The 19,140-nt window shown below is 37.8% G+C and carries 16 protein-coding genes; 10 read left to right on the forward strand and 6 right to left on the reverse strand.

What is annotated here, in order from left to right:
- Positions 1-79 precede the first annotated feature (79 nt).
- The 3 genes from OMO38_RS08875 to truA form a co-directional block, all read right to left on the reverse strand.
- Positions 80-850: an alpha/beta hydrolase gene (locus tag OMO38_RS08875; RefSeq protein ID WP_264749840.1), complete on the reverse strand. Its 771-nt coding sequence runs from the start codon at positions 848-850 to the stop codon at positions 80-82.
- Between the two features lie 228 nt (positions 851-1,078).
- Entirely contained in the window at positions 1,079-1,666 is a 588-nt protein-coding gene (locus OMO38_RS08880; protein ID WP_264749841.1) for a Crp/Fnr family transcriptional regulator, read from the reverse strand.
- Between the two features lie 133 nt (positions 1,667-1,799).
- Positions 1,800-2,534 (reverse strand): tRNA pseudouridine(38-40) synthase TruA, encoded by a 735-nt coding sequence (gene truA / locus OMO38_RS08885; RefSeq protein WP_264749842.1) that lies wholly within the window; start codon positions 2,532-2,534, stop codon positions 1,800-1,802.
- Between the two features lie 201 nt (positions 2,535-2,735).
- Between truA and lpxK the strand changes: the two genes are divergently transcribed.
- The 4 genes from lpxK to OMO38_RS08905 all read left to right on the forward strand — a co-directional run bounded on the left by lpxK (position 2,736) and on the right by OMO38_RS08905 (position 7,102).
- On the forward strand, positions 2,736-3,761 hold the full coding sequence (gene lpxK, locus OMO38_RS08890; RefSeq protein ID WP_264749843.1) for a tetraacyldisaccharide 4'-kinase: 1,026 nt from the start codon (positions 2,736-2,738) through the stop codon (positions 3,759-3,761).
- Between the two features lie 135 nt (positions 3,762-3,896).
- The gene (locus OMO38_RS08895) at positions 3,897-4,412 is read left to right on the forward strand and encodes a TlpA family protein disulfide reductase (protein WP_264749844.1); all 516 of its coding nucleotides are present in this window, start codon (positions 3,897-3,899) and stop codon (positions 4,410-4,412) included.
- Positions 4,413-4,491: 79 nt separating this feature from the next.
- Positions 4,492-5,586 (forward strand): DNA polymerase IV, encoded by a 1,095-nt coding sequence (gene dinB, locus OMO38_RS08900; protein WP_264749845.1) that lies wholly within the window; start codon positions 4,492-4,494, stop codon positions 5,584-5,586.
- A gap of 55 nt (positions 5,587-5,641) precedes the next feature.
- Positions 5,642-7,102 carry an alpha-amylase gene (locus tag OMO38_RS08905; protein ID WP_264749846.1) on the forward strand — a complete coding sequence of 487 codons (1,461 nt, stop codon included), beginning with the start codon at positions 5,642-5,644 and terminating at the stop codon, positions 7,100-7,102.
- A 98-nt stretch (positions 7,103-7,200) separates the two neighbouring features.
- Here the strand turns inward: OMO38_RS08905 and OMO38_RS08910 are convergent, their stop codons facing one another.
- Complete coding sequence (locus OMO38_RS08910) at positions 7,201-8,529, reverse strand: carboxylesterase family protein (protein ID WP_264749847.1); 1,329 nt, start codon at positions 8,527-8,529, stop codon at positions 7,201-7,203.
- A 322-nt stretch (positions 8,530-8,851) separates the two neighbouring features.
- Here OMO38_RS08910 and OMO38_RS08915 point away from each other — a divergent pair, with 322 nt between their 5' ends.
- Positions 8,852-9,904 carry an NAD(P)-dependent alcohol dehydrogenase gene (locus OMO38_RS08915; RefSeq protein ID WP_264749848.1) on the forward strand — a complete coding sequence of 351 codons (1,053 nt, stop codon included), beginning with the start codon at positions 8,852-8,854 and terminating at the stop codon, positions 9,902-9,904.
- Positions 9,905-10,060: 156 nt separating this feature from the next.
- Here the strand turns inward: OMO38_RS08915 and OMO38_RS08920 are convergent, their stop codons facing one another.
- Positions 10,061-10,423, reverse strand: a complete 363-nt coding sequence (locus OMO38_RS08920; protein WP_264749849.1) for a winged helix-turn-helix transcriptional regulator — start codon at positions 10,421-10,423, stop codon at positions 10,061-10,063.
- 96 nt (positions 10,424-10,519) lie between these two features.
- Here OMO38_RS08920 and OMO38_RS08925 point away from each other — a divergent pair, with 96 nt between their 5' ends.
- Entirely contained in the window at positions 10,520-11,404 is an 885-nt protein-coding gene (locus OMO38_RS08925) for an NAD(P)H-binding protein (RefSeq protein WP_264749850.1), read from the forward strand.
- 113 nt (positions 11,405-11,517) lie between these two features.
- Here the strand turns inward: OMO38_RS08925 and OMO38_RS08930 are convergent, their stop codons facing one another.
- A complete protein-coding gene (locus OMO38_RS08930; protein WP_264749851.1) occupies positions 11,518-12,792 on the reverse strand; it encodes an alkaline phosphatase family protein in 1,275 nt (424 codons plus the stop codon).
- 207 nt (positions 12,793-12,999) lie between these two features.
- On the opposite strand from OMO38_RS08930, the gene OMO38_RS08935 reads away from it, so the two are divergent.
- The 4 genes from OMO38_RS08935 to OMO38_RS08950 all read left to right on the forward strand — a co-directional run bounded on the left by OMO38_RS08935 (position 13,000) and on the right by OMO38_RS08950 (position 19,109).
- Positions 13,000-13,623 carry a hypothetical protein gene (locus OMO38_RS08935; protein WP_264749852.1) on the forward strand — a complete coding sequence of 208 codons (624 nt, stop codon included), beginning with the start codon at positions 13,000-13,002 and terminating at the stop codon, positions 13,621-13,623.
- Between the two features lie 92 nt (positions 13,624-13,715).
- Entirely contained in the window at positions 13,716-14,216 is a 501-nt protein-coding gene (locus OMO38_RS08940; RefSeq protein WP_264749853.1) for a hypothetical protein, read from the forward strand.
- 510 nt (positions 14,217-14,726) lie between these two features.
- Positions 14,727-16,166 (forward strand): hypothetical protein, encoded by a 1,440-nt coding sequence (locus OMO38_RS08945; protein WP_264749854.1) that lies wholly within the window; start codon positions 14,727-14,729, stop codon positions 16,164-16,166.
- Between the two features lie 15 nt (positions 16,167-16,181).
- Positions 16,182-19,109 (forward strand): hypothetical protein, encoded by a 2,928-nt coding sequence (locus OMO38_RS08950; RefSeq protein WP_264749855.1) that lies wholly within the window; start codon positions 16,182-16,184, stop codon positions 19,107-19,109.
- Positions 19,110-19,140: the final 31 nt, after the last annotated feature.

The raw sequence follows: 19,140 nt of genomic DNA on the forward strand, positions 1-19,140 counted from the left end.
GGCTTTAAAATTTTACAGCGTTTAGAACTCCATTAAATAGTCATAGAAAGTTTCTGACTCCCGTTATTTAGAGAATAAATTACTGCAGCTTTTTCAACCAGTCTAAAACGTATCCTGCAACTTCTTCCCAACCCTTTTCACCGGCTATAAAATGACTTCTTCCCTCAAACACTTTAAAATCCACAACACTTTTTTGATCTCTATAAGCATTGGCAATTTTTCTTGAAAATTCGGCCGGGAAAATCTTATCGTTCGAACCTGCGATAAATAATAACGGTTCATGAGGTTTATTTAAATCTAATTTTGCAGAAGATTTGAAAAGTGGATCTCTTGCCAATTTTCTACTTTCAGGAGTGGCAACAGTCTCGTACAATTTATCACTTTCAGCTTTGGTATAATTGTTAAAAAACGCTTTGTGATACCATTCTTTTGTTCCTAAAAATGCAGAGTTTCCCTCGAAGAAATTCACGACAGGCCAAACTACTTTCACAGTGGAAAAAGGAGCCATAACATTTTTTGGAGGTGCACCGTCGATGCTTACTCCGGCAACCGCTTTTCCCATGTCAATCAGTTTCTGAACCATCAATCCACCAAATGAATGTCCGATAATAATGGGTTTTTCGGGAAGAGTGTCGATAAATCTATCCAAATTTTCTACGACGTCATCAAAGCCAACACTTTTCAGTTCAGAAGGAACGTTTCTTTTTAAATCAATTGGATTTCCCTCATGTCCGGGATTTGATGGAGTGTGAACGGTGTAACCTTGAGCTTCAAAATAAGTTTTCCAGTTTTTCCAGCTTGTATTGTTAACGAATAATCCGTGAATCAATACGATAGTTTTTGTTTTCATAATAAATATTGTTTTAAATTATGAGACAAAGTTGCGCAGATTAACTGAGGATAATTTTAACTTTGGTTAAAATCGTAAGACTGATTTAAATTTTATCTGATTAGTGTTCAAATATTATTTTGATGAAAAGTGCGAAGATTATTTTTAAAATTAATGCAAATATTTTTTAGTCCTCACAAGTGTAAACTCAGCAGAGATCACAAACTTAAGCACATAAAAAAATGTAGTTTAATTTCCTGAAATTCTTTTTCTTATTCTGCTCAGAGATGGTCCCTGAATGCCCAAATAAGATGAAATATGATACAACGGAACATTGTTAAAAATATCAGGATGCTGTTTAATTAAATCTAAATATCGCTCTTCTGGAGATTTTAAAATAAAGCCTTCAATTCTGCTCATCGATACATTAAACGCTTCCTGTGCCAGAAGTCTGCCGAATTTTTCCCATTGATGCGATTGTTGATACAAAGAATGTAAATCTGTATATCGAATATAGATTATTGAAGCATCCGTTAAAGCCTGAGTATAATAATCACAAGGAATCTGATTGATAAAACTTTTAAAAGAAACGACAAAACCATGCGCTGAATAAAGAAAAACATTCTTCTCCTCTCCTGTTTTTTCATCAATCGTGTAAGAGCGGAAAACTCCATCTACAATAAACCCGAAATAGGTACAGACTGTAGCTCGTAGATTGAAAAAATCTCCTTTACGGTAATCTTTGGGTAACCAAAAATCTGAAGATAATTTAAAATCTTCTTCGGTGAGACCAGCAAATTGATTGAGTGCAAAAGCCAATTTTTCGATTTCAGTCATGGTTTTTATTTTGAGTTTACATCAAGTTTGTCATTCTGCAAGAATCTAAGCTGATTATTCAAAATTTAAAAATAAACATTATTTAGATTCCTGCGGAAAAAGGCTCGTCTTTGTTAAAATTATGAAATAAATCTTATTCAAAATCATACCCCACATCCACCAGATATAATGCATGCGCCGGCGCGGAAACCCCTGCAGAGTTTCTATTTTTATTTTCTATTACCTCTCGCATATCTTCAGGTTTTATTTTTCCTGAACCAACTTCAATCATAGTTCCTACTATCGCCCTTACCATATTTCTGAGGAAGCGGTTTGCAGAAATTGTGAATTTTAATTCAGTTCCGTTTTGTTCCCATTCTGCTCTGTACATTTTGCAGAGATTGGTTTTGTTGTCGGTGTGCAGTTTCGCAAAACTTGTAAAATCTTCATATTCAAAAAGAATTTTGCAGGCTTCGTTCATTTTTTCGACATCTATATTTCTTCGCCAGAGCTGCCAGGCAGAATCTTGTGTAAATGGGTTCTTCTCTAAAGAAATATAATATTCATACGTCCTGAAAGTCGCATCAAATCTTGCATGAAAATCATCTCTTACGGGAAAAATTCTTTTAATGGAAATATCCGCCGGTAGAAAACTGTTCATTTTGTGATTTAACTGATTGCTTAAAACCTGCTCAGTTTCAAAATGCGCAAACATTTTTTTAGCGTGCACTCCCGTATCAGTTCTCCCCGCTCCAGTTGTTTTGATGGGTTCACGCAGAATGGTAGAAAGTGCTTTTTCCAGCTCTTCCTGCACAGAAACGTCATTGGGCTGAATCTGATAGCCAAAATAATTTTTACCGTTGTATGAAAATTCTATAAAATATCTCAATTCAAAATAGATGTTAGATTGTAGATTTATTTCAGAGTGTCGGTCATTTTAAATTTCTCTACGACTGTCAACTCTAAAACAATACTGCAAAAATAATTTAATTTAACAATAATAGAAAACTGATTAATTTTTAAATAAATGTTGATAAATCATAGGTACAACCTGTAAAAATCGTCTATAAATTCTTATTTTTGCCTGCGTATGAAAAGATGGTATCTCTATCCTTTTTCTTTAGGTTATCACATGGTTACGGGCATCCGAAACAATATGTATGATCTGGGGATGTTTAAATCTACGAAATTCAAAACTCCGATTATCAACGTCGGCAATCTTTCTGTGGGCGGAAGCGGAAAATCACCTATGGTAATGTATCTCGCCACATTTTTATCAAAATACTACAGAACCGGCGTCTTGTCGCGTGGTTATGGAAGATTGACAAAAGGTTATGATGTGACGAACTACGACAGTAATTACAAAACTGTTGGTGACGAAGCAATGCAGTTATTTGAGCGTTTCAAAAACCGTTTTGTTATAGCAGTTTCAGAAGAAAGAGTTCCAGGAGCAAAGAAAGTGATCGATGATATGGATCTTGATGTTTTGATTTTGGATGATGCAATGCAGCATAGAGCCATCAAAGCAGGATTCAATATTTTAATGACCGATTTTAACGATCCATACTTTAAAGATCATCTTTTACCGGCCGGAGATTTAAGAGAATCCAGAGCGGGAGCAAATCGTGCAGACATTATTATGGTCAGCAAATGTCCCGATGAACTTACGGAGGAAACCAAGCAGTATTATATCTCAAGGATAAAACCGTCATATAAGCAGAAAGTATTTTTCTCATCGATTGGTTATGATGAAAACGTTTATGCAAGAGACAAAGTACTTCCTGATAACAACCTGAATTATTACGATATTCTTCTCATCACGGGAATTGCCAATCCAAAACCTTTACAGGATCATTTGGCTAAATTTTCTCAGAAAGTGACGCATCTGAAATTCAGAGACCATCACAATTTCTCGGATGACGATATCAAAAAGATTTTCGCAGAATACAAAAAGCTTGGCGAATACAAACTGATTCTAACGACAGAAAAAGATTATGTTCGTCTGAAAACCTTTGATTATCTGCGTGATCTGGTCTACTACTGGCCAATTAATGTGATTATCGACAGAAAAGAGGAATTTAATCAGATGATTTTAGACTATACCAATAAAAAATAGATACAGAAATCCGCGGCAGATGTTGCGGATTTTTCTTTTGGAATATAGAAACTTTCAATCTCTTAAATTTTTATTAATACTGATAATTTCAGAGTGAATTTACGTTCCATTGTTTAGTTTTGTAAAAAAAATAGAATGAAGCAGTTGTTGACTTTTTTGATGTTGAGTATTTTTACTTTAGGATGTTCTCAGAAAACACCTGACGTGTTGAAAACTGAGTTTTCAAAAGAAGCACTTAATCAAAAATTACAAAATGAAGAGGGAAAAGACGTTACCGTTCAGGAAATTCTGAATCAGCACAAAGGAAAAGTGGTAGTCATAGATTTTTGGGCGGGATGGTGCAGAGATTGTTTAAAAGCATTTCCAAAAGCGATTGAGCTGGAAAAGAATAATCCAAATGTAGATTTTGTATTCTTCTCTCTTGACCGTTCAAAAGAAGGTTTCGACAGAAGTCTTGAGAAATTCAGTATGAAAGAAAAAGAAAACTATTGGTTTTCCACAGGCTGGAAGAATGACTTTAACAATTACATCGAACTCAACTGGATCCCAAGATATATGATCATAGATCAGAAATCAAAAATCGCAAAATACTATGCAATCACTCCTGAAGATCCGGAAATTCAGACTACGATTGATCAGCTTTTGAAGTAGGTCGCCGAAAAATGTAGTTTCGAATCTCATCCCTGATTTAATTTTAAAACAGAAATAACAGAATCCATATCTTTGTGATATGGATTCTTCTTTTCCGGTTCGCAAAATAATTCATGTTGATATGGATGCATTTTATGCTTCCGTGGAGCAGCATGACAATCCTGATTTAAAAGGAAAAGCGATTGCCGTTGGTGGTGGTCACCGTGGCGTTGTTTCGGCAGCAAGTTATGAAGCAAGAAAATTCGGAGTCCGATCTGCAATGCCGAGTAAAACTGCCAAAGAAAAGTGTCCGCATCTCATTTTTGTCCCTCCCCGATTTGCCCGTTACAAAGAAATTTCAAGAAAAATCAGAGAAATATTTTACGAGTACACAGATTTGGTTGAGCCACTTTCATTAGATGAAGCTTATCTTGATGTTACCGAAAACAAAAAAGGCATAGAATCTGCCAATCAGATTGCCAAAGAAATCCGCCAGAAAATATTTGAACAGACAGGATTAACGGCATCTGCAGGAATTGCAATCAATAAATTTTTGGCTAAAGTCGCTTCAGATATCAATAAACCCAACGGCCAGAAAACCATTCATCCTGATAAAATGGAAGCATTTTTAGAAGAGCTTCCTGTGGAAAAATTCTACGGTGTCGGAAAAGTCACCGCCAATAAAATGTTTACTTTCGGTATTTTTAAAGGGAAAGATTTAAAAAAGAGAACACTGGAAGACCTTACACGACTTTTCGGAAAATCCGGTGGATATTATTACAATGTCGTTCGCGGAATTCACAACTCTGAGGTCAAACCTCATCGTATTCAGAAAAGCGTTGCTGTAGAAAGAACGTTTTTTGAAGATCTTTCCGATGAACAGCAGATTGATGAAAAACTTACAAGTCTCAGTGAAGAACTTCATCAGCGTCTCCAGAAAAACAATATTATGGGACGTTCTTTAACTTTGAAAATCAAGTATAAAGACTTTTCATTATTTACCCGAAGCATTACCAAAGAAGAATATTTTAATTCGCCGGAGCAGTATTTTAACACTTCAAAAAAGCTGTGGGAACTCCGTCCCTATGATAAAGCGGTACGATTATTGGGTCTCTCGTTATCTCATCTCAATACGGAAGAAAAAAAGCAAATTTCTGTTCAGCTTAAAATTCCGTTTGAAGAATTCGAAAATTAGACAATAATTTTCATTAACTTGATAATACCAAATAACATAAAATATGAACCAGACAATGATTCAATTTTTCCACTGGTACACGGACGGAGACGGAGTGCTATGGAAACATGCCGAAAAAGAGGCAAAAAATTTATCAGAATTAGGAATCACATCAGTTTGGTTTCCGCCTGCATACAAAGGAACAAACGGAGGATTTTCTGTAGGATATGACGCCTATGATCTTTACGACTTAGGAGAGTTTGACCAAAAAAACAGTACACCTACAAAATACGGAACTAAACAGGATTATATTAATTCTATTCAGGCTTTAAAAAAAGAAAACATACAGGTCATCGTCGATATTGTTTTAGGACATAAAGCGGGTGGTGACGAGCTTGAAACTTTTAAAGCTGCAAAAGTAGATGAAAATAACCGAGAAAAAATTATTTCAGAGTTTTCAGATATTCAGTCCTACACCAAATTTACTTTCCCGGGAAGAGGAAAAAAATATTCAGATTTTGAATGGAATTTCACATGCTTCAGCGGTGTAGACTATGCTGAAGGAAAAGACTCTCACATCTATAAAATTCAGTCTGAGTATGGAAATGACTGGGAAGAAATGATTGACGACGAAAAAGGAAATTACGATTATCTGATGTTTAATGACATTGAGCACAGAAATCCCCACGTACGTGAAGAATTAAACAACTGGGCAAAATGGTACTTTGACGAAACAGATTTTGACGGGGTTCGACTGGATGCGTTAAAACATATCTCTTTCGACTTTTATAAAGAATGGCTGACGATGCTGCGCTCCAATTCAGGTAAAAACATTTTTGCAGTTGGTGAATACTGGGCTCCGGGCCAGCTGAATTTACTTCAGAAATACATTGAAGCTACAGAAGGCTGCATGAGTCTTTTTGACAGTTCACTTCATAATAATTTTCACACGGCATCCAATGAAGGAGGTGAGTATGATTTAAGAAGAATATTTGATCATACCCTGACTGATGTAGACCCGCTCCATTCCGTAAGTATCGTGGACAATCATGATACACAGCCGTTACAGGATTTGGAAGCACCTGTTGAAACATGGTTTAAACCTTTAGCGTATGCTTTGATTTTGCTTAGAGAAAAAGGTTATCCATGTGTTTTCTATCCGGATTTGTATGGAGCTACTTACAAAGACAATGACAAAGAAGGAAATGAGCAGGAAATATTTTTAGACAAAGTAGATGGAATCGAAGGGCTTTTAAAAGCAAGAAAAGAAAATGCCTATGGAGTTCAGAGAGATTATTTTGAAGACGCAAACTGTCTTGGCTGGATCCGTGAAGGTGATGACGAACACCAGGGTTGTGCTGTAGTATTAAGTAATAAAGATGCTTATGAAAAACCTATGGAAATGGGTGAAAGATATATAGGCAAAACGTTCTACGATCTTTTAGGAAGATCTGAAGAAAAAATAGAAATCAGAGAAGACGGCTGGGCAGATTTTCCGGTACCTGCAGGAAATGTAAGTGTCTGGATTCCGGAATAGATTTTTAATACAAATGACACAAACTTAACTACGAATTTTCACTGATTTTGTCTGGGATATTGGTAATCAAGTTTGTGTCATTTATCTATTTACCTAAACTAAATCTTTCGGAGATCTAAAATATCCGGTCTCTCAGAATGATCAGAAATTTTACCGCTTTGGGCAAAATCTGTCCAGATCTTTCTTAATTTTTTACCGTTTTCGTCAATATATTTCCAAGGAATATTGTTTAAAATTCCCGCATTTTTCCATGCAGATTCGTTTCCGAAAATGAATGGCAGATCGATCGCGTGAGCTCCCATAAAATAATTTTCTGTAAGCCGTGGATGAATTCTGAATAAATATACATTTCCACCAGCTTCCGCATAATTTTCAGCAAAATCTTTGGCAGGCTTTCCGTAAATAATTTCTGTCGTTGAACGCACCGCTTTATCAACTAAACGCTTCGGTAAATATGTATTCATCATTTCAGAAGTTCGGAGATAAAAAGCAGTTTCCTCATCATTCATCCCGATGAGAACATCAATCTTTCCTGCATTTTCTCTCCATTTTCCTTCCACTTCATTTTCATTACATAAAGGCGGAAGACCATATTGGGTACCGAATGGCATTGCTGCTTTTAAACCATATTTTATAAAAGACGGCGGATCCTTCTTATAGGTTTCAATAATTTCAAATGTATCAGTCTCACCGTTGAAATGACCTGTATTTTTCAAAAATTCAGCAGACATTTTCTGACGGTTCTGCCGTAATCCTAAAGGTGCGCTGTGAATAATAACCCGCTTAAATAAATTCTCAACTCCCTCAGAAATCATCAGATGAGCAATCGCATCTCCTCCGGACGACTGCCCAAACAATGTGATATTTTCAGCATCACCACCGAAATCTGAGATATAATTTTTAATCCATTTTAAAGCTTCAATTATATCAAACAGGCCAAGATTGGCAGGTCGCTCCTGTGTCCCTCCCAAAAATCCGAAAATTCCCAGACGGTAGGAAACGGTGACGATAATGACATTCTGCTCTTTCACCCAATCTGTGGGATCTGCAGTAGATAAATCTCCACATCCAATTTCATAAGAACCTCCGTGAATCCAGACGATGACCGGAATCTTTTCATTTTCACTAAATTTTTCAGGTCGGTAAACAGAAAGATATTGCACAGATTCCTCAACTTCAAAATCATCGAGATTGGTTTTGCCAATCATCTTTTCTAAAAGCGGACTGATATTCTGAGGGCACACCGGAGTTTTCTCAGAAAAGATAATTTCAGCAGCGGAAGGCTGTACCGGAATTGGTTTTTTAAATCTCTCAGATGAGGCATAGCGGATGCTTTTTGCTTTGATAATTCCGTTTTCTTTCAGAGCTAAAATCTTCCCGAAAGAAGTGTTAAAAATATGCGTTCCTGTACTTTCCTGAAATTTCATGTTTCAAAAATAAATTTGAGTTTTAAATTGATCTTTCACCTTTACACTGCCTCTTCGTTTTTCGGAATAGATTCAGGATAATACAAGCTGACCATCTGTTTGACTAATTCAAATAAAATTAATATTGTTTTAATTAATAAACAAAGTATTTGTGAAATTTTTCTTCTCCATTATACAGACAGCTGTAATTAACTTTTACTTTATCCACGCAAAAAAGGAAACATCTGTAAAACTGGTATATGTTTCTGTAATTTGTATAAGTGATATTTCTCAAAAAGTCCCGATTTTTGCATAGAACAGAATAATTTTAAACAATAAAAAAATGAACACATACTCAGTAAAAGCTTACGGTACGGAATCTAAGGAAGCCGACTTAAAAGAAATGAATATTGAAAGAAGAGAAGCAACACCTAAAGACGTAGAAATAGAAATCCTGTTTTGTGGAGTTTGTCACTCAGATCTTCACACTGCCAGAAACGATTGGGGCGGAACAAAATACCCAGCGGTTCCCGGACATGAGATTGTTGGGAGAATTACGAAAATCGGAAGCGAAGTTTCAAAATTTAAAGTTGGTGATTTAGCAGGAGTTGGCTGTATCGTAGATTCTTGCGGAACTTGTGAAAGCTGTAAACAAGACCTTGAACAATACTGTCAGACAGGATTTGTAGGAACTTACAACGGTAAGGATGAGCATTTGGGAGGTCACACTTTTGGTGGATATTCTCAGAAAGTCGTTGTAGACGCTGATCACGTGCTAAAAATTCCTGAAAACCTAGATTTGGCAGCCGTTGCACCCCTTCTTTGCGCGGGTATCACTACATGGTCACCATTAAGACACTGGAACGTTGGTCCTAATTCTAAAGTTGCAGTTGTTGGTTTAGGTGGTTTGGGACATATGGCGATTAAGCTTGCCAAAGGTCTTGGTGCCGAAGTGACTTTATTCTCAAGAACGCCTGGTAAAACTGAAGATGCAAAACAGCTGGGTGCAGATCACGTAGTTATTTCTACAGATGACTCACAGATGAAATCTGTTGCAGGAAAATTCGATGTCATTATTGATACAGTGCCTTATGATCATGATATCAATCCTTACATTTCAACATTAAATATTAACGGAACTCATGTTTTGGTTGGCTATTTAGGTGGTCTTGAGGATATCATCAATACCGTTCCTATGATTATGGGAAGAAAATCGGTGGCAGGATCTGTAATTGGTGGGATTGCTGAAACTCAGGAAATGCTTGATTTCTGTGGAGAACACAACATTGTTTCTGAAATCGAAATAATCAAAATGCAGGAGATTAACGAGGCTTACGAAAGAATGCTGAAAAGCGACGTGAGATATCGTTTTGTAATCGATATGCAGTCTCTGTAATTTTCAATTTCTTATTTAAAAATTAAGACTCTTCATTTTTTGGAGAGTCTTTTTTCTTGAAAATTTAATAAGTGTACAGATTTTTTCTGGATTAAAATTGCATTTAAATTCCGCGCTATCTTCGGTGAGAAAAGACTAAGCTGATTATCTTTAAAATCACTGACACTTCTGTTCCATATCCTGATATGCCCATTCTGCCATCGCATCAATAACCGGTGCAAGTTTATTGCCAGCGTCACTCAGTTTGTAGGTTACATGTGGAGGAACAACCGGTTTGGCAGTTCTGATAATCAAACCATCACTTTCTAACTGTTTTAAATGCTGAATCAGCATTTTCTCTGTGACGGTAGGGATTGCTCTTTTCAGTTCGCTGTATCGCTTTTCTCCTGTAGACAGCTGAAACAGAATAATAGGCTTCCAGAAACCTGCTATTTTTTCCATGACATACATCACCGGACACTGATCCAGCAGATGTTTTCTATTTTCCTGAATGGTTGAATTTTCTTTGATTGCCGTCATAGCGATACATACTTTAGGGTAAGTACTTGTATAAAAGTAAGTACAAATATACCTTTGTTCTCAGAAATTACAACATAAAAAAATAAATATTTACTTATGAAAATTATCATCACAGGTTCTCTTGGGAACGTCGCAAAACCATTAGCCCAACAACTGACCGCAGAAGGCCACGACATTACCGTGATCAGCAGCAACAACAATAAAATATCAGACATTGAATCTTTAGGAGCAAAAGCAGCCATCGGTTCAGTCACAGATTTAGAGTTTTTGAAAGCAACTTTTACCGGAGCTGATTCAGTTTTCCTGATGACTCCTCCTATGATCGATGCTACAGATATTATCGAAAAGACAGTGAATGTCGGCAAAAAATACGCAGAAGCCATGGCTGAAACCGGAGTCAGACGTTTGGTCATGCTCAGCAGTGTGGGTGCAGATTCTCCTGTAGACAATGGGCCCATTGCAGGTCTGCACCAAATCGAAAATTTATACCGTGACCTTGAAAATGTATCTTCTACTTTTCTTAGAGCCGGGAATTTTTATATCAACTTCTTCAATGATATTCCACTGATAAAAAATGCTGGAATTATTGGTGCCAATTATTCTGCGGAGGTTAAAGTTCCTTTGGTTCATCCTAAAGATATTGCAGAAGCTGCGGCTGAAGAATTGGTAAAGGTTACGTCTGCCCAAACAATCCGTTATGTGGTAAGTGACAACCGTGAAGCCGGCGATTTTGCGAAAGTATTTGGCTCAGCAATCGGAAAACCAGATGTACCGTGGGTTGAATTCAGTGATGAGCAGACTTTTCAAGGAATGTCCCAAGCCGGACTTCCTGAAGAAATGGCGAAACTGTATGAAGAGATGGGAAGAGGAATCAGGAATGGAGTTATACAGAAAGATTTTATCGAACATGGTTCACCGATTGGTGGTGAAACGAAATTAGAGGATTTTGCACACGAATTTGCTGAGCGATTTAATTCTTAAATGTTTGAAAACAGTTTCGGCGGGCCTTTGGCCCGCCGAAACTGTTTTTTTTGATGTAATAACTTTAATAGGATTTCATCCTAACCTTTGTTAGATCGTCCCGTTGGGACTTATTATTTCTTTAAAGTTTCTTTTAAAACTTTCAGTTTTCCGTCGATCTTATTTTCAGGTTTTAAACCTAAAATTTCAGCAGCCAACGGATAAACATTGACATTGGAAAATTCATCAATAATCAGATTATTTTTAAATGCAGAACCCCACGCAAAAAATGTGGCTTTCATTTCGGGAACCAGTTTAGGATCATAACCGTGTTTTCCTGACGAAGTCTTTTGATTTTTTTCTAAAAATACTTTCGGAGCTTTTGGAATGAGAAGAATTTGACCAATCCTGTGGTAGCGGTCATCTCTCGTTGCAAAGTGTAAATATTTCGGAAGCTTTTTATCTAAATATACTTCATAGTCATCGGTTTTACTGGCCTTCAGTTCTTTGAAAACCGATTTCACCTCATCCTGATTTTTAACGTAAACCCTCAACAAAGTCTGGGAATTGTAAAAATCAAATCTCGTTTTATCTAAAAGCACTGCAGGGATTTCCAGAGGATTTCCGCCATCTACCTGAATCATTCCGTGATCGGAAACGAAAATAAAATTGACATTTTTTAAACCTAATTGATTCACCTTTTCAACTAAATTACCAATTGCTGCATCCACTAACTGAACTGCTGTCTCCGTTTCCTTAGCTTCGGGCCCAAAATGATGTCCTGCCCCATCCACTTCGGGAAAATACATGGAAACAAAATGCGGTCTTTGATTTTCAGGCAATTTCAGCCAGTTGATGACCTTATCTACTTTTTCTGAAGGGGTAAACTTTTCATGGTAAGGATAATAATAAGTTGGTCTTTTTCCTCCCGCCTCACTGCCAGAACCAACCCACTGCATGGAAGCACTGATCATTCCCTGCTTTTCAGCCAATGCCCACAGTGGAACTCCGCCGTACCAGCTTCCGTCTTCCACGATATCTTTTTTATTCATGGCGTAGTTCTTTTTCAGTTGATAATCGTAAAAGAAATTATCTACCAAACCGTGATGGGCAGGATACAGTCCGGTAATCAAACTCCAGTGATTGGGAAAAGTAATACTGGGATAACTTGGGATCATCGCCTTGGCCTGAACACCCTGAACTGAATATTTCAGAAGATTCACTGCGTTATATTTTTTAGCATAATCATATCTGAAACCATCGGTCGAAATCATAATGACATAAGGTTTCGACTTCGCTTCTTCGCTGTTGATTCTGTTTGAAACTACAACCTGTGCCGTATCAATTTTATTTTGGGAAAATGAAAAAGTAAAGGTGAGCAAAAATAGAATTGCAAAATATATCCTCATGAGAACAAAAAATTTTCTGCAAAAATAATGGTTTCATTTTAACTGAACGTGACGTAAGCATCAAGTTTAGTGAAATTTATACCATAATTTTAAATTTCTGATTTTCAATTCATTAAAACCGATAGGTAGGTAATGGGTATGCTGAAAATCTTCTACTTATGTTAATCTCAGTTTCTTTGCCCCTACAAAAACACACCAGAAAAAACAATGAATTTCGGAAACACAAATGATGGCAAAAACCAGCAGAGACTTTTTTTTAAAGTCATTGTTGGTTTTGTTTTATTCTGGGTTCAAAGTTTTCATGGACAGCTTACAGTTTCTGGCGGTGCCGCCGTTTATTCAGAAAAAGAAAATATTTCAGAGCAGTCTGATAAAAGTTTTAAAGTTGAAGAACATCATGCAAAAATTTATATCTCATCTGATATTAAAATTCTTACTGCAGATACAGAAGCAAATTTTGAAATTATAAAAATCAGCGATACTAAAAAGCACCATGCTTCCAAAAGCAAAGCCGCTAAATATGCAAAACACAAAATCGTAGAAGCTAAACCTGCAGAACACGACAAGGCTCAGCGTCTTCCGGTAAAGGAAGAAACATTTGGTTCAGGATCAGAATCTGATTTTGTATTTTCTATTCAGCAAAATCACAGCACTGCGGTAGTTCACACACAGAATCAGGCTCTCAAACATTCTCTTAAAGCTGGTTTTTCCTATTTTCACGCTTCTGTTTTAAATGCTGTTAAAACAAAAACCCCAACCTATCCTGCGCATTTCAACGACAGGACATATTCTGAGTCTTATTCGGTAAGACCTCCTCCTGCATTTTCTTAGATCTTATATTTTAATATCAATCCTGCTGGAAACTTTCAGCGGAGGATAGACTGAATGCACCCAACTTTTTATCACCTAAAAAACAAATAAATATGCCTTTCACAAATTTTGAAAGCCGCCACTTTACTGCGGCAGAACAGGATGCTATTAACGCAGCAATGCTGGCTGTAGAAACTGCTCTATCACCAAAACTCGCTAACCTCAGCCCCGAAGAGCGCAGTCAGTATGGAATAATCAATGAGCAGAATAAGCTTTTGGTCAATAAAGTAAAAGACTACAGAAGCACCCAGCCCAATCTGAGCAGCCCTGATGTTGACTGGGAAGAGTTCAACAACGACTACAACAGCCGAGCGCTTATCGAGAGTCTTATACAGCGTCTGGAAAGTCTTACTGACGGTTTGAAAAGTTCTAAAATTCTGCATGACAGAGACAATTACAAAGCTTCGCTCGATGATTACGACTTTTCAAAATACAAGGCAGGAACCAATGCACCGGGATTTCAGACCAAGGTAAACGAAATGAAACAGTTTTTTAACCGCACGGGCACAGGCAAGTCTTCATCAGAAACAGAAAAAACAGATCCTGCTAAATAATTGAGGCTCAAGCGTGAGAACTTGGCAGGTAAGCATTCAAATTTGAGATTAGATTGTCTAAATTTTAAGTTACTTCATTAAAAATTGACTAAGCGAACCTCAAAAATGAGGGTACACCTGCCCAAATTTGAGGCCTACCTGTTCAAATTTGAGGTTATCATCCTCAAATTTAGAGTCCGACGGCTCATTGTTGAATACCTGATGCTCAAATTTAAGTCTTAAAGCTTCAAACATAAACTTGAAATCTTTAAAAATGAACGAAGGTACGTGCAAAATAGGAGTACTGATGTACAAACGATGTGCATGAAAGCTCAAAATTGAAGCTTTGAACTTTAAAAATGCATGACTTCAGTAATTGTTCTAAACGTATAATAACAACTAACTAATATTTAAATACATGAAAAAATTTAAACCCACTCTTGTGCGAGCCGGCTTAGCTGAATTCAAAGCCGGAGGCCAGCTTATCACTTTAAAATGCAGTACGTTATCTAACTAATCAAAACTAATTCAATGAAAAAAAATATAAAAAATAGCATAAATCATATTTTTGGATTTGCATTGCTGCTATTGTTTGGAACGATGGAACTTTCGGCGCAAAGAAGGAATCTGGAAATGGCTGCAGGTGCTGGGAATCCAACTGACAATGGCCCGGTAACTGTACCAACAGGCACTCTTTCAAGCAGGGTAATTACACTACAGGAGAATACGGATAATGCCGTTGCAGGAACTGCGTTTGCAGCTTATACCCCAGGTTTAACTGCAACTATATCCTTAAGAAACCAGTATGCAAACATAGGAACAGGAAGTACGACCTACCCTCCAATGCTATTTGGAGGATCAATGCTTGGTAATGAAAGTACACCTGTTGGAGCTGCAATATTTCCGACAATGAATCAAATTTTTTCAGCGCCAGTAAATACTAATTATACCAACACTTCTACTGCAACAAGTGGAACTGGAATTGAAGTGTCAGCAAACAAAGCACTGAATATTACAATTTATCCATATCCCTTATACGATAACAGTCTGAGTTTTAGCGGAAGACATTATATGGGTGATATTACCATTGCCTTTAACCGCCCTGTAAATAACCCTATTGTACATTTTGTAGATTTAGGAGCTTTTAGGACTACAACTTATAGATCGAGTTTTTCTACGGAATATGATTTTGATTTAGCAGGTTCTACACCAAGTACCGGTATTACCATGTCTAAACGCTCCGGAACGAACTATTTTTCGGTTACTAGCAATCAAATTAATCACAGCAACATTATAGATCCTAATGCAGGAACAAATGGTTCTGTACAGTTTACCGGTAATAATATTACAGTGATTAAGCTAAAGATACATCTCAGAGGTTCTTCCGATCCCGGAGGTTCTAACACTGGAAGTAACAGCTACAAGATTTGGTATAATAATGCTTCACCAGGTGGAAGATTTTACTTTGGTGAAACAGTGCATATTGGCGTTTCGCTATCTGAAATTAAGCCAAGCGGTACCATCTACAGAGATAATGATGGAAGCACTACCATAGACGGCGGAGGAACAGGCGGAGGAACTTGGAATACAGCCAATACGCTTTATGTTAACGCGATTTCAACTACAGGCAATGTACTTGCTACTGCAGCAGTAGATGCATCAGGTATTTTCACTTTTGATCCGGGAGGAAATTTAATTGCAGGTAATGTTGTGAAATTTCAATTGAGCAAAAATCAGGGAATCGTAGGGCAACCTGCACCAGCAAAAGAACTTCCACCCGGCTGGACAACGGTTGGAGAAAGCACTGTTGGCGGTACCAGCGATAGTACGCCAGATGGGGAATTCACAGTGACTTTGGGTTCTGCTGATATCAGTAATGATTCTACATATCGCTTTGGAATTGTTGCCACTGCCATATGCAACGCCGGAACCACCCAAGTTCCTTTGAACGGCAGTACTTTATCTAACTAATTAAAAACTAATTCAATGAAAAAATATATACATAAACCATCTATCTTGAGGCGAACCCGTCTTTGGATGATGACATTTTTACTTCTTGTGGTGAGTAATCTTGCTTCTGCGCAGGCGCTACAGGTTCTAAATATTCCGGATGGCAACAGGTCAAATGGAACTTCGGGTACCAAAGGTTACAACCTTGCAGGAAATACTTCTGGACAGGCTAACATGATAAGTGCGAGAGCAAAACTCACGAATTTGGCCAATTTTGGTCCATCTGGTACAGTGAACCGACAATTGGTGATAACGGATGCTTATGGAACAGTCGGTTCTCTCCCAAATGTTGCTACACTTAATGCTTATGATATCATTTATATCGGATCATATTATCGAAATTCAAGCTCAGCTGCTATTAGTCCTACTGAAGTCACCACTTTGCTCAATTGGAGTTTGCAACCTGGTAAAGTGTTGATGGTTCAAGAACAAGCAACTTTTAACTCTTACAATCATGCAAATCCAATTTCTACGGAAATGGGCTACGGCATAACAAGTAATTTATCTTATCCTGTCACTTCATCGCTTATTGCTGACAATGAACAAAATACCAAATTATTTTCAGGTATTTTTGGAAGTGTGACAGGAACTATTTCTCAAAGTGGAGATGCACAAGGTTATTTTAGTAGTGGTTGTGACGGTATTCCTATCGCTGGAAACGGTGGAGGTTTTGCAACCATGGTACTCAATCAGAAATATAGAGATATTTTGGTAGCCGATACTGGTTATTTTGCGTGTTTACTTGATGGCAGTACTTACATGAGTTCAGGTTCAGGTATTAGCACCAATGCAGATAAAGTTTGGGCAAATCTATGGGCTTGGGCTGTAAATGAAGTTGTAAACCAAGTTGCACCAAGCGCATTTATTACCAAAGCTGGAGAAGCCTATTCTGATAATTTGCCAATCTGTGCAGGAAGCAGCATTACCGTAAAATTAAGAAATAACAATGCCGCCATTAGAAATTGGGAGACAAGCACAAACAACGGAGCTTCTTGGACAAGTATCGCAAGTACTGCAAACAGCATTACTTATGCTAATCCTGTTGCCAATCAGCAGTTTCGTGCGGTGGTAGGAAATCCGGGGTGTACAGTATCTTCTTCTGCGGTAGTGGTTACTGTTTTTAATGCTTCTGCACCTACTGTGACGAATAGTTTAGCCAATGTTTGTCCTGCCACCACAGTCAATCTTGATTCTGCACACACCGGAACAAAACCTGCGGGAACCAATTTGGTTTGGTTTACGAATAATACCCATTCAGGAACAGCACTTACCGCAGCACAAGTTGCCAATGCTGGTGCAGGAACCTATTATGCTTTTTATCAAAGTACAAGTAACACCAATTGTTACAGCTCTGCTTCCAATGCGGTGACGGTGACGATTGATTCTTGTGTTGTTTGTAATGCGGGAAATAGTGCACCAGAATTTAACAATTATGTTGCAACGGACTATTATTACATCAAAAATAGCAGTGCTTATGGTATTTTGTGTGGCGGAGGTGCTACAGCAGACTTGACGGTTTTAGTTCCCTGGCCTGCTGCTCCAAGCGGAACTGTCTTAACATGGCATACAGGAACACCGGCAACTGACAGTAATAAGTTGACACCGGCTCAAGCTGCAGCACTTACAGGTGCAACCAGAAAAATTTATGCTGCATTTTGGGACAGTGCCAATGGTTGTTATTCTCCGACCAAATTAATTACAGTATATGCACCAATTTGTGCGACAGATGATGATTTTACTGCTACACCTATTATTTCTGGAGTGGGCGGCACATTGCCATCTCTCTTTGCAAATGATACGTTCAAAGGAATCACTTTATCTACATTACCACCAAACTCTGTTCATTGGATCGGCGAATTGTGGACGCATCCTGTTGCTCAGGTTGATTTGGTAAATGCGGCGACTTATGGTGCACTCACCATTTCTGCTTCTCTTGCGCCTGGTCCTTATGAATATATGTATAGCATTAATGATAATAGCCCAGATGCAACTCCTTTATTGAGTAAAAGTACTGCATACGTAAAATTCAAAGTAATCTGTAAAGCAGGTGAAACGGCACCAAGTGTCAATTCTTCACTTTCGAATATTTGTCCTGCCACAACGGCCAATCTCGATTCGGCACACACAGGAACAAAACCTGCAGGAACAGATTTGTTGTGGTTTACGAATAATACACATTCAGGAACAGCACTTACTGCATCGCAGGTTTCCAATGCAGGAGCCGGAACGTATTATGCGTTTTATTATTCGAGTGTAGGAAATTGTTACAGTCCTGCATCCAATCCAGTAACGGTAACAATCAATACCTGTTCGACACCTACCTGTACCAGTTCAGGAAATAATTTTGTCAACCTAAATTCGCTTTACACGGGAACTCATCCCGATGCAAATACAGTAATCGAATGGTGGACAACGCCGACAAGAGCAGCAGGGACTAAAGTGACAGACCCAACTCATGTAACGGTTTCAGGAACGTATTACGCATTTTTCTATGATACTGTCAACGACTGCTGGAATACGAATAATTCTACATCAGCAGTTACGGTAAACATTTTACCATCATGTGCTTGTTACGAAGATCCAGCTTTGGTTGCAGGACAAACTTATCCTGTAAAACATGGGATCACACTTCTTGGCAGATCAGGAAAAGTCAGTACAGGAACAGCCAACACAGAAAGTGATTGGCCGATGGTAAGAAATTCTGCCTACACTGCCTTGGAAAGCAAAACCAAAGGATTCGTAATTACGAGAAACAGCAGTCCTGAAACCACTATTGCAATTCCAGTTGTCGGAATGATGGTTTTCGATACCGATGAAAATGCGGGTGCAGGATGTATGAAAATCTATACCGGATCCGGAACCGGGGAAGGCTGGAAGTGTTTTACGACACAAACCTGTCCTTAATAAAAATCAGTTAAAGTTAAATCTAACCTTC

The sequence above is a fragment of the Chryseobacterium kimseyorum genome (assembly GCF_025971945.1).
GTDB lineage: Bacteria > Bacteroidota > Bacteroidia > Flavobacteriales > Weeksellaceae > Chryseobacterium > Chryseobacterium kimseyorum.

What these genes read in the sequence shown, in the direction of transcription:
- OMO38_RS08875 (WP_264749840.1), bottom strand. Translation starts at nt 850, where the DNA reads ATGAAAACAAAAACTATCGTATTGATTCACGGATTATTCGTTAACAAT.
- OMO38_RS08880 (WP_264749841.1), bottom strand. Translation starts at nt 1,666, where the DNA reads ATGACTGAAATCGAAAAATTGGCTTTTGCACTCAATCAATTTGCTGGT.
- dinB (WP_264749845.1), top strand. Translation starts at nt 4,492, where the DNA reads ATGGATTCTTCTTTTCCGGTTCGCAAAATAATTCATGTTGATATGGAT.
- OMO38_RS08930 (WP_264749851.1), bottom strand. Translation starts at nt 12,792, where the DNA reads ATGAGGATATATTTTGCAATTCTATTTTTGCTCACCTTTACTTTTTCA.
- OMO38_RS08935 (WP_264749852.1), top strand. Translation starts at nt 13,000, where the DNA reads ATGAATTTCGGAAACACAAATGATGGCAAAAACCAGCAGAGACTTTTT.
- OMO38_RS08895 (WP_264749844.1), top strand. Translation starts at nt 3,897, where the DNA reads ATGAAGCAGTTGTTGACTTTTTTGATGTTGAGTATTTTTACTTTAGGA.
- OMO38_RS08910 (WP_264749847.1), bottom strand. Translation starts at nt 8,529, where the DNA reads ATGAAATTTCAGGAAAGTACAGGAACGCATATTTTTAACACTTCTTTC.
- OMO38_RS08905 (WP_264749846.1), top strand. Translation starts at nt 5,642, where the DNA reads ATGATTCAATTTTTCCACTGGTACACGGACGGAGACGGAGTGCTATGG.
- OMO38_RS08925 (WP_264749850.1), top strand. Translation starts at nt 10,520, where the DNA reads ATGAAAATTATCATCACAGGTTCTCTTGGGAACGTCGCAAAACCATTA.
- OMO38_RS08940 (WP_264749853.1), top strand. Translation starts at nt 13,716, where the DNA reads ATGCCTTTCACAAATTTTGAAAGCCGCCACTTTACTGCGGCAGAACAG.
- OMO38_RS08920 (WP_264749849.1), bottom strand. Translation starts at nt 10,423, where the DNA reads ATGACGGCAATCAAAGAAAATTCAACCATTCAGGAAAATAGAAAACAT.
- OMO38_RS08950 (WP_264749855.1), top strand. Translation starts at nt 16,182, where the DNA reads ATGAAAAAATATATACATAAACCATCTATCTTGAGGCGAACCCGTCTT.
- OMO38_RS08915 (WP_264749848.1), top strand. Translation starts at nt 8,852, where the DNA reads ATGAACACATACTCAGTAAAAGCTTACGGTACGGAATCTAAGGAAGCC.
- OMO38_RS08945 (WP_264749854.1), top strand. Translation starts at nt 14,727, where the DNA reads ATGAAAAAAAATATAAAAAATAGCATAAATCATATTTTTGGATTTGCA.
- lpxK (WP_264749843.1), top strand. Translation starts at nt 2,736, where the DNA reads ATGAAAAGATGGTATCTCTATCCTTTTTCTTTAGGTTATCACATGGTT.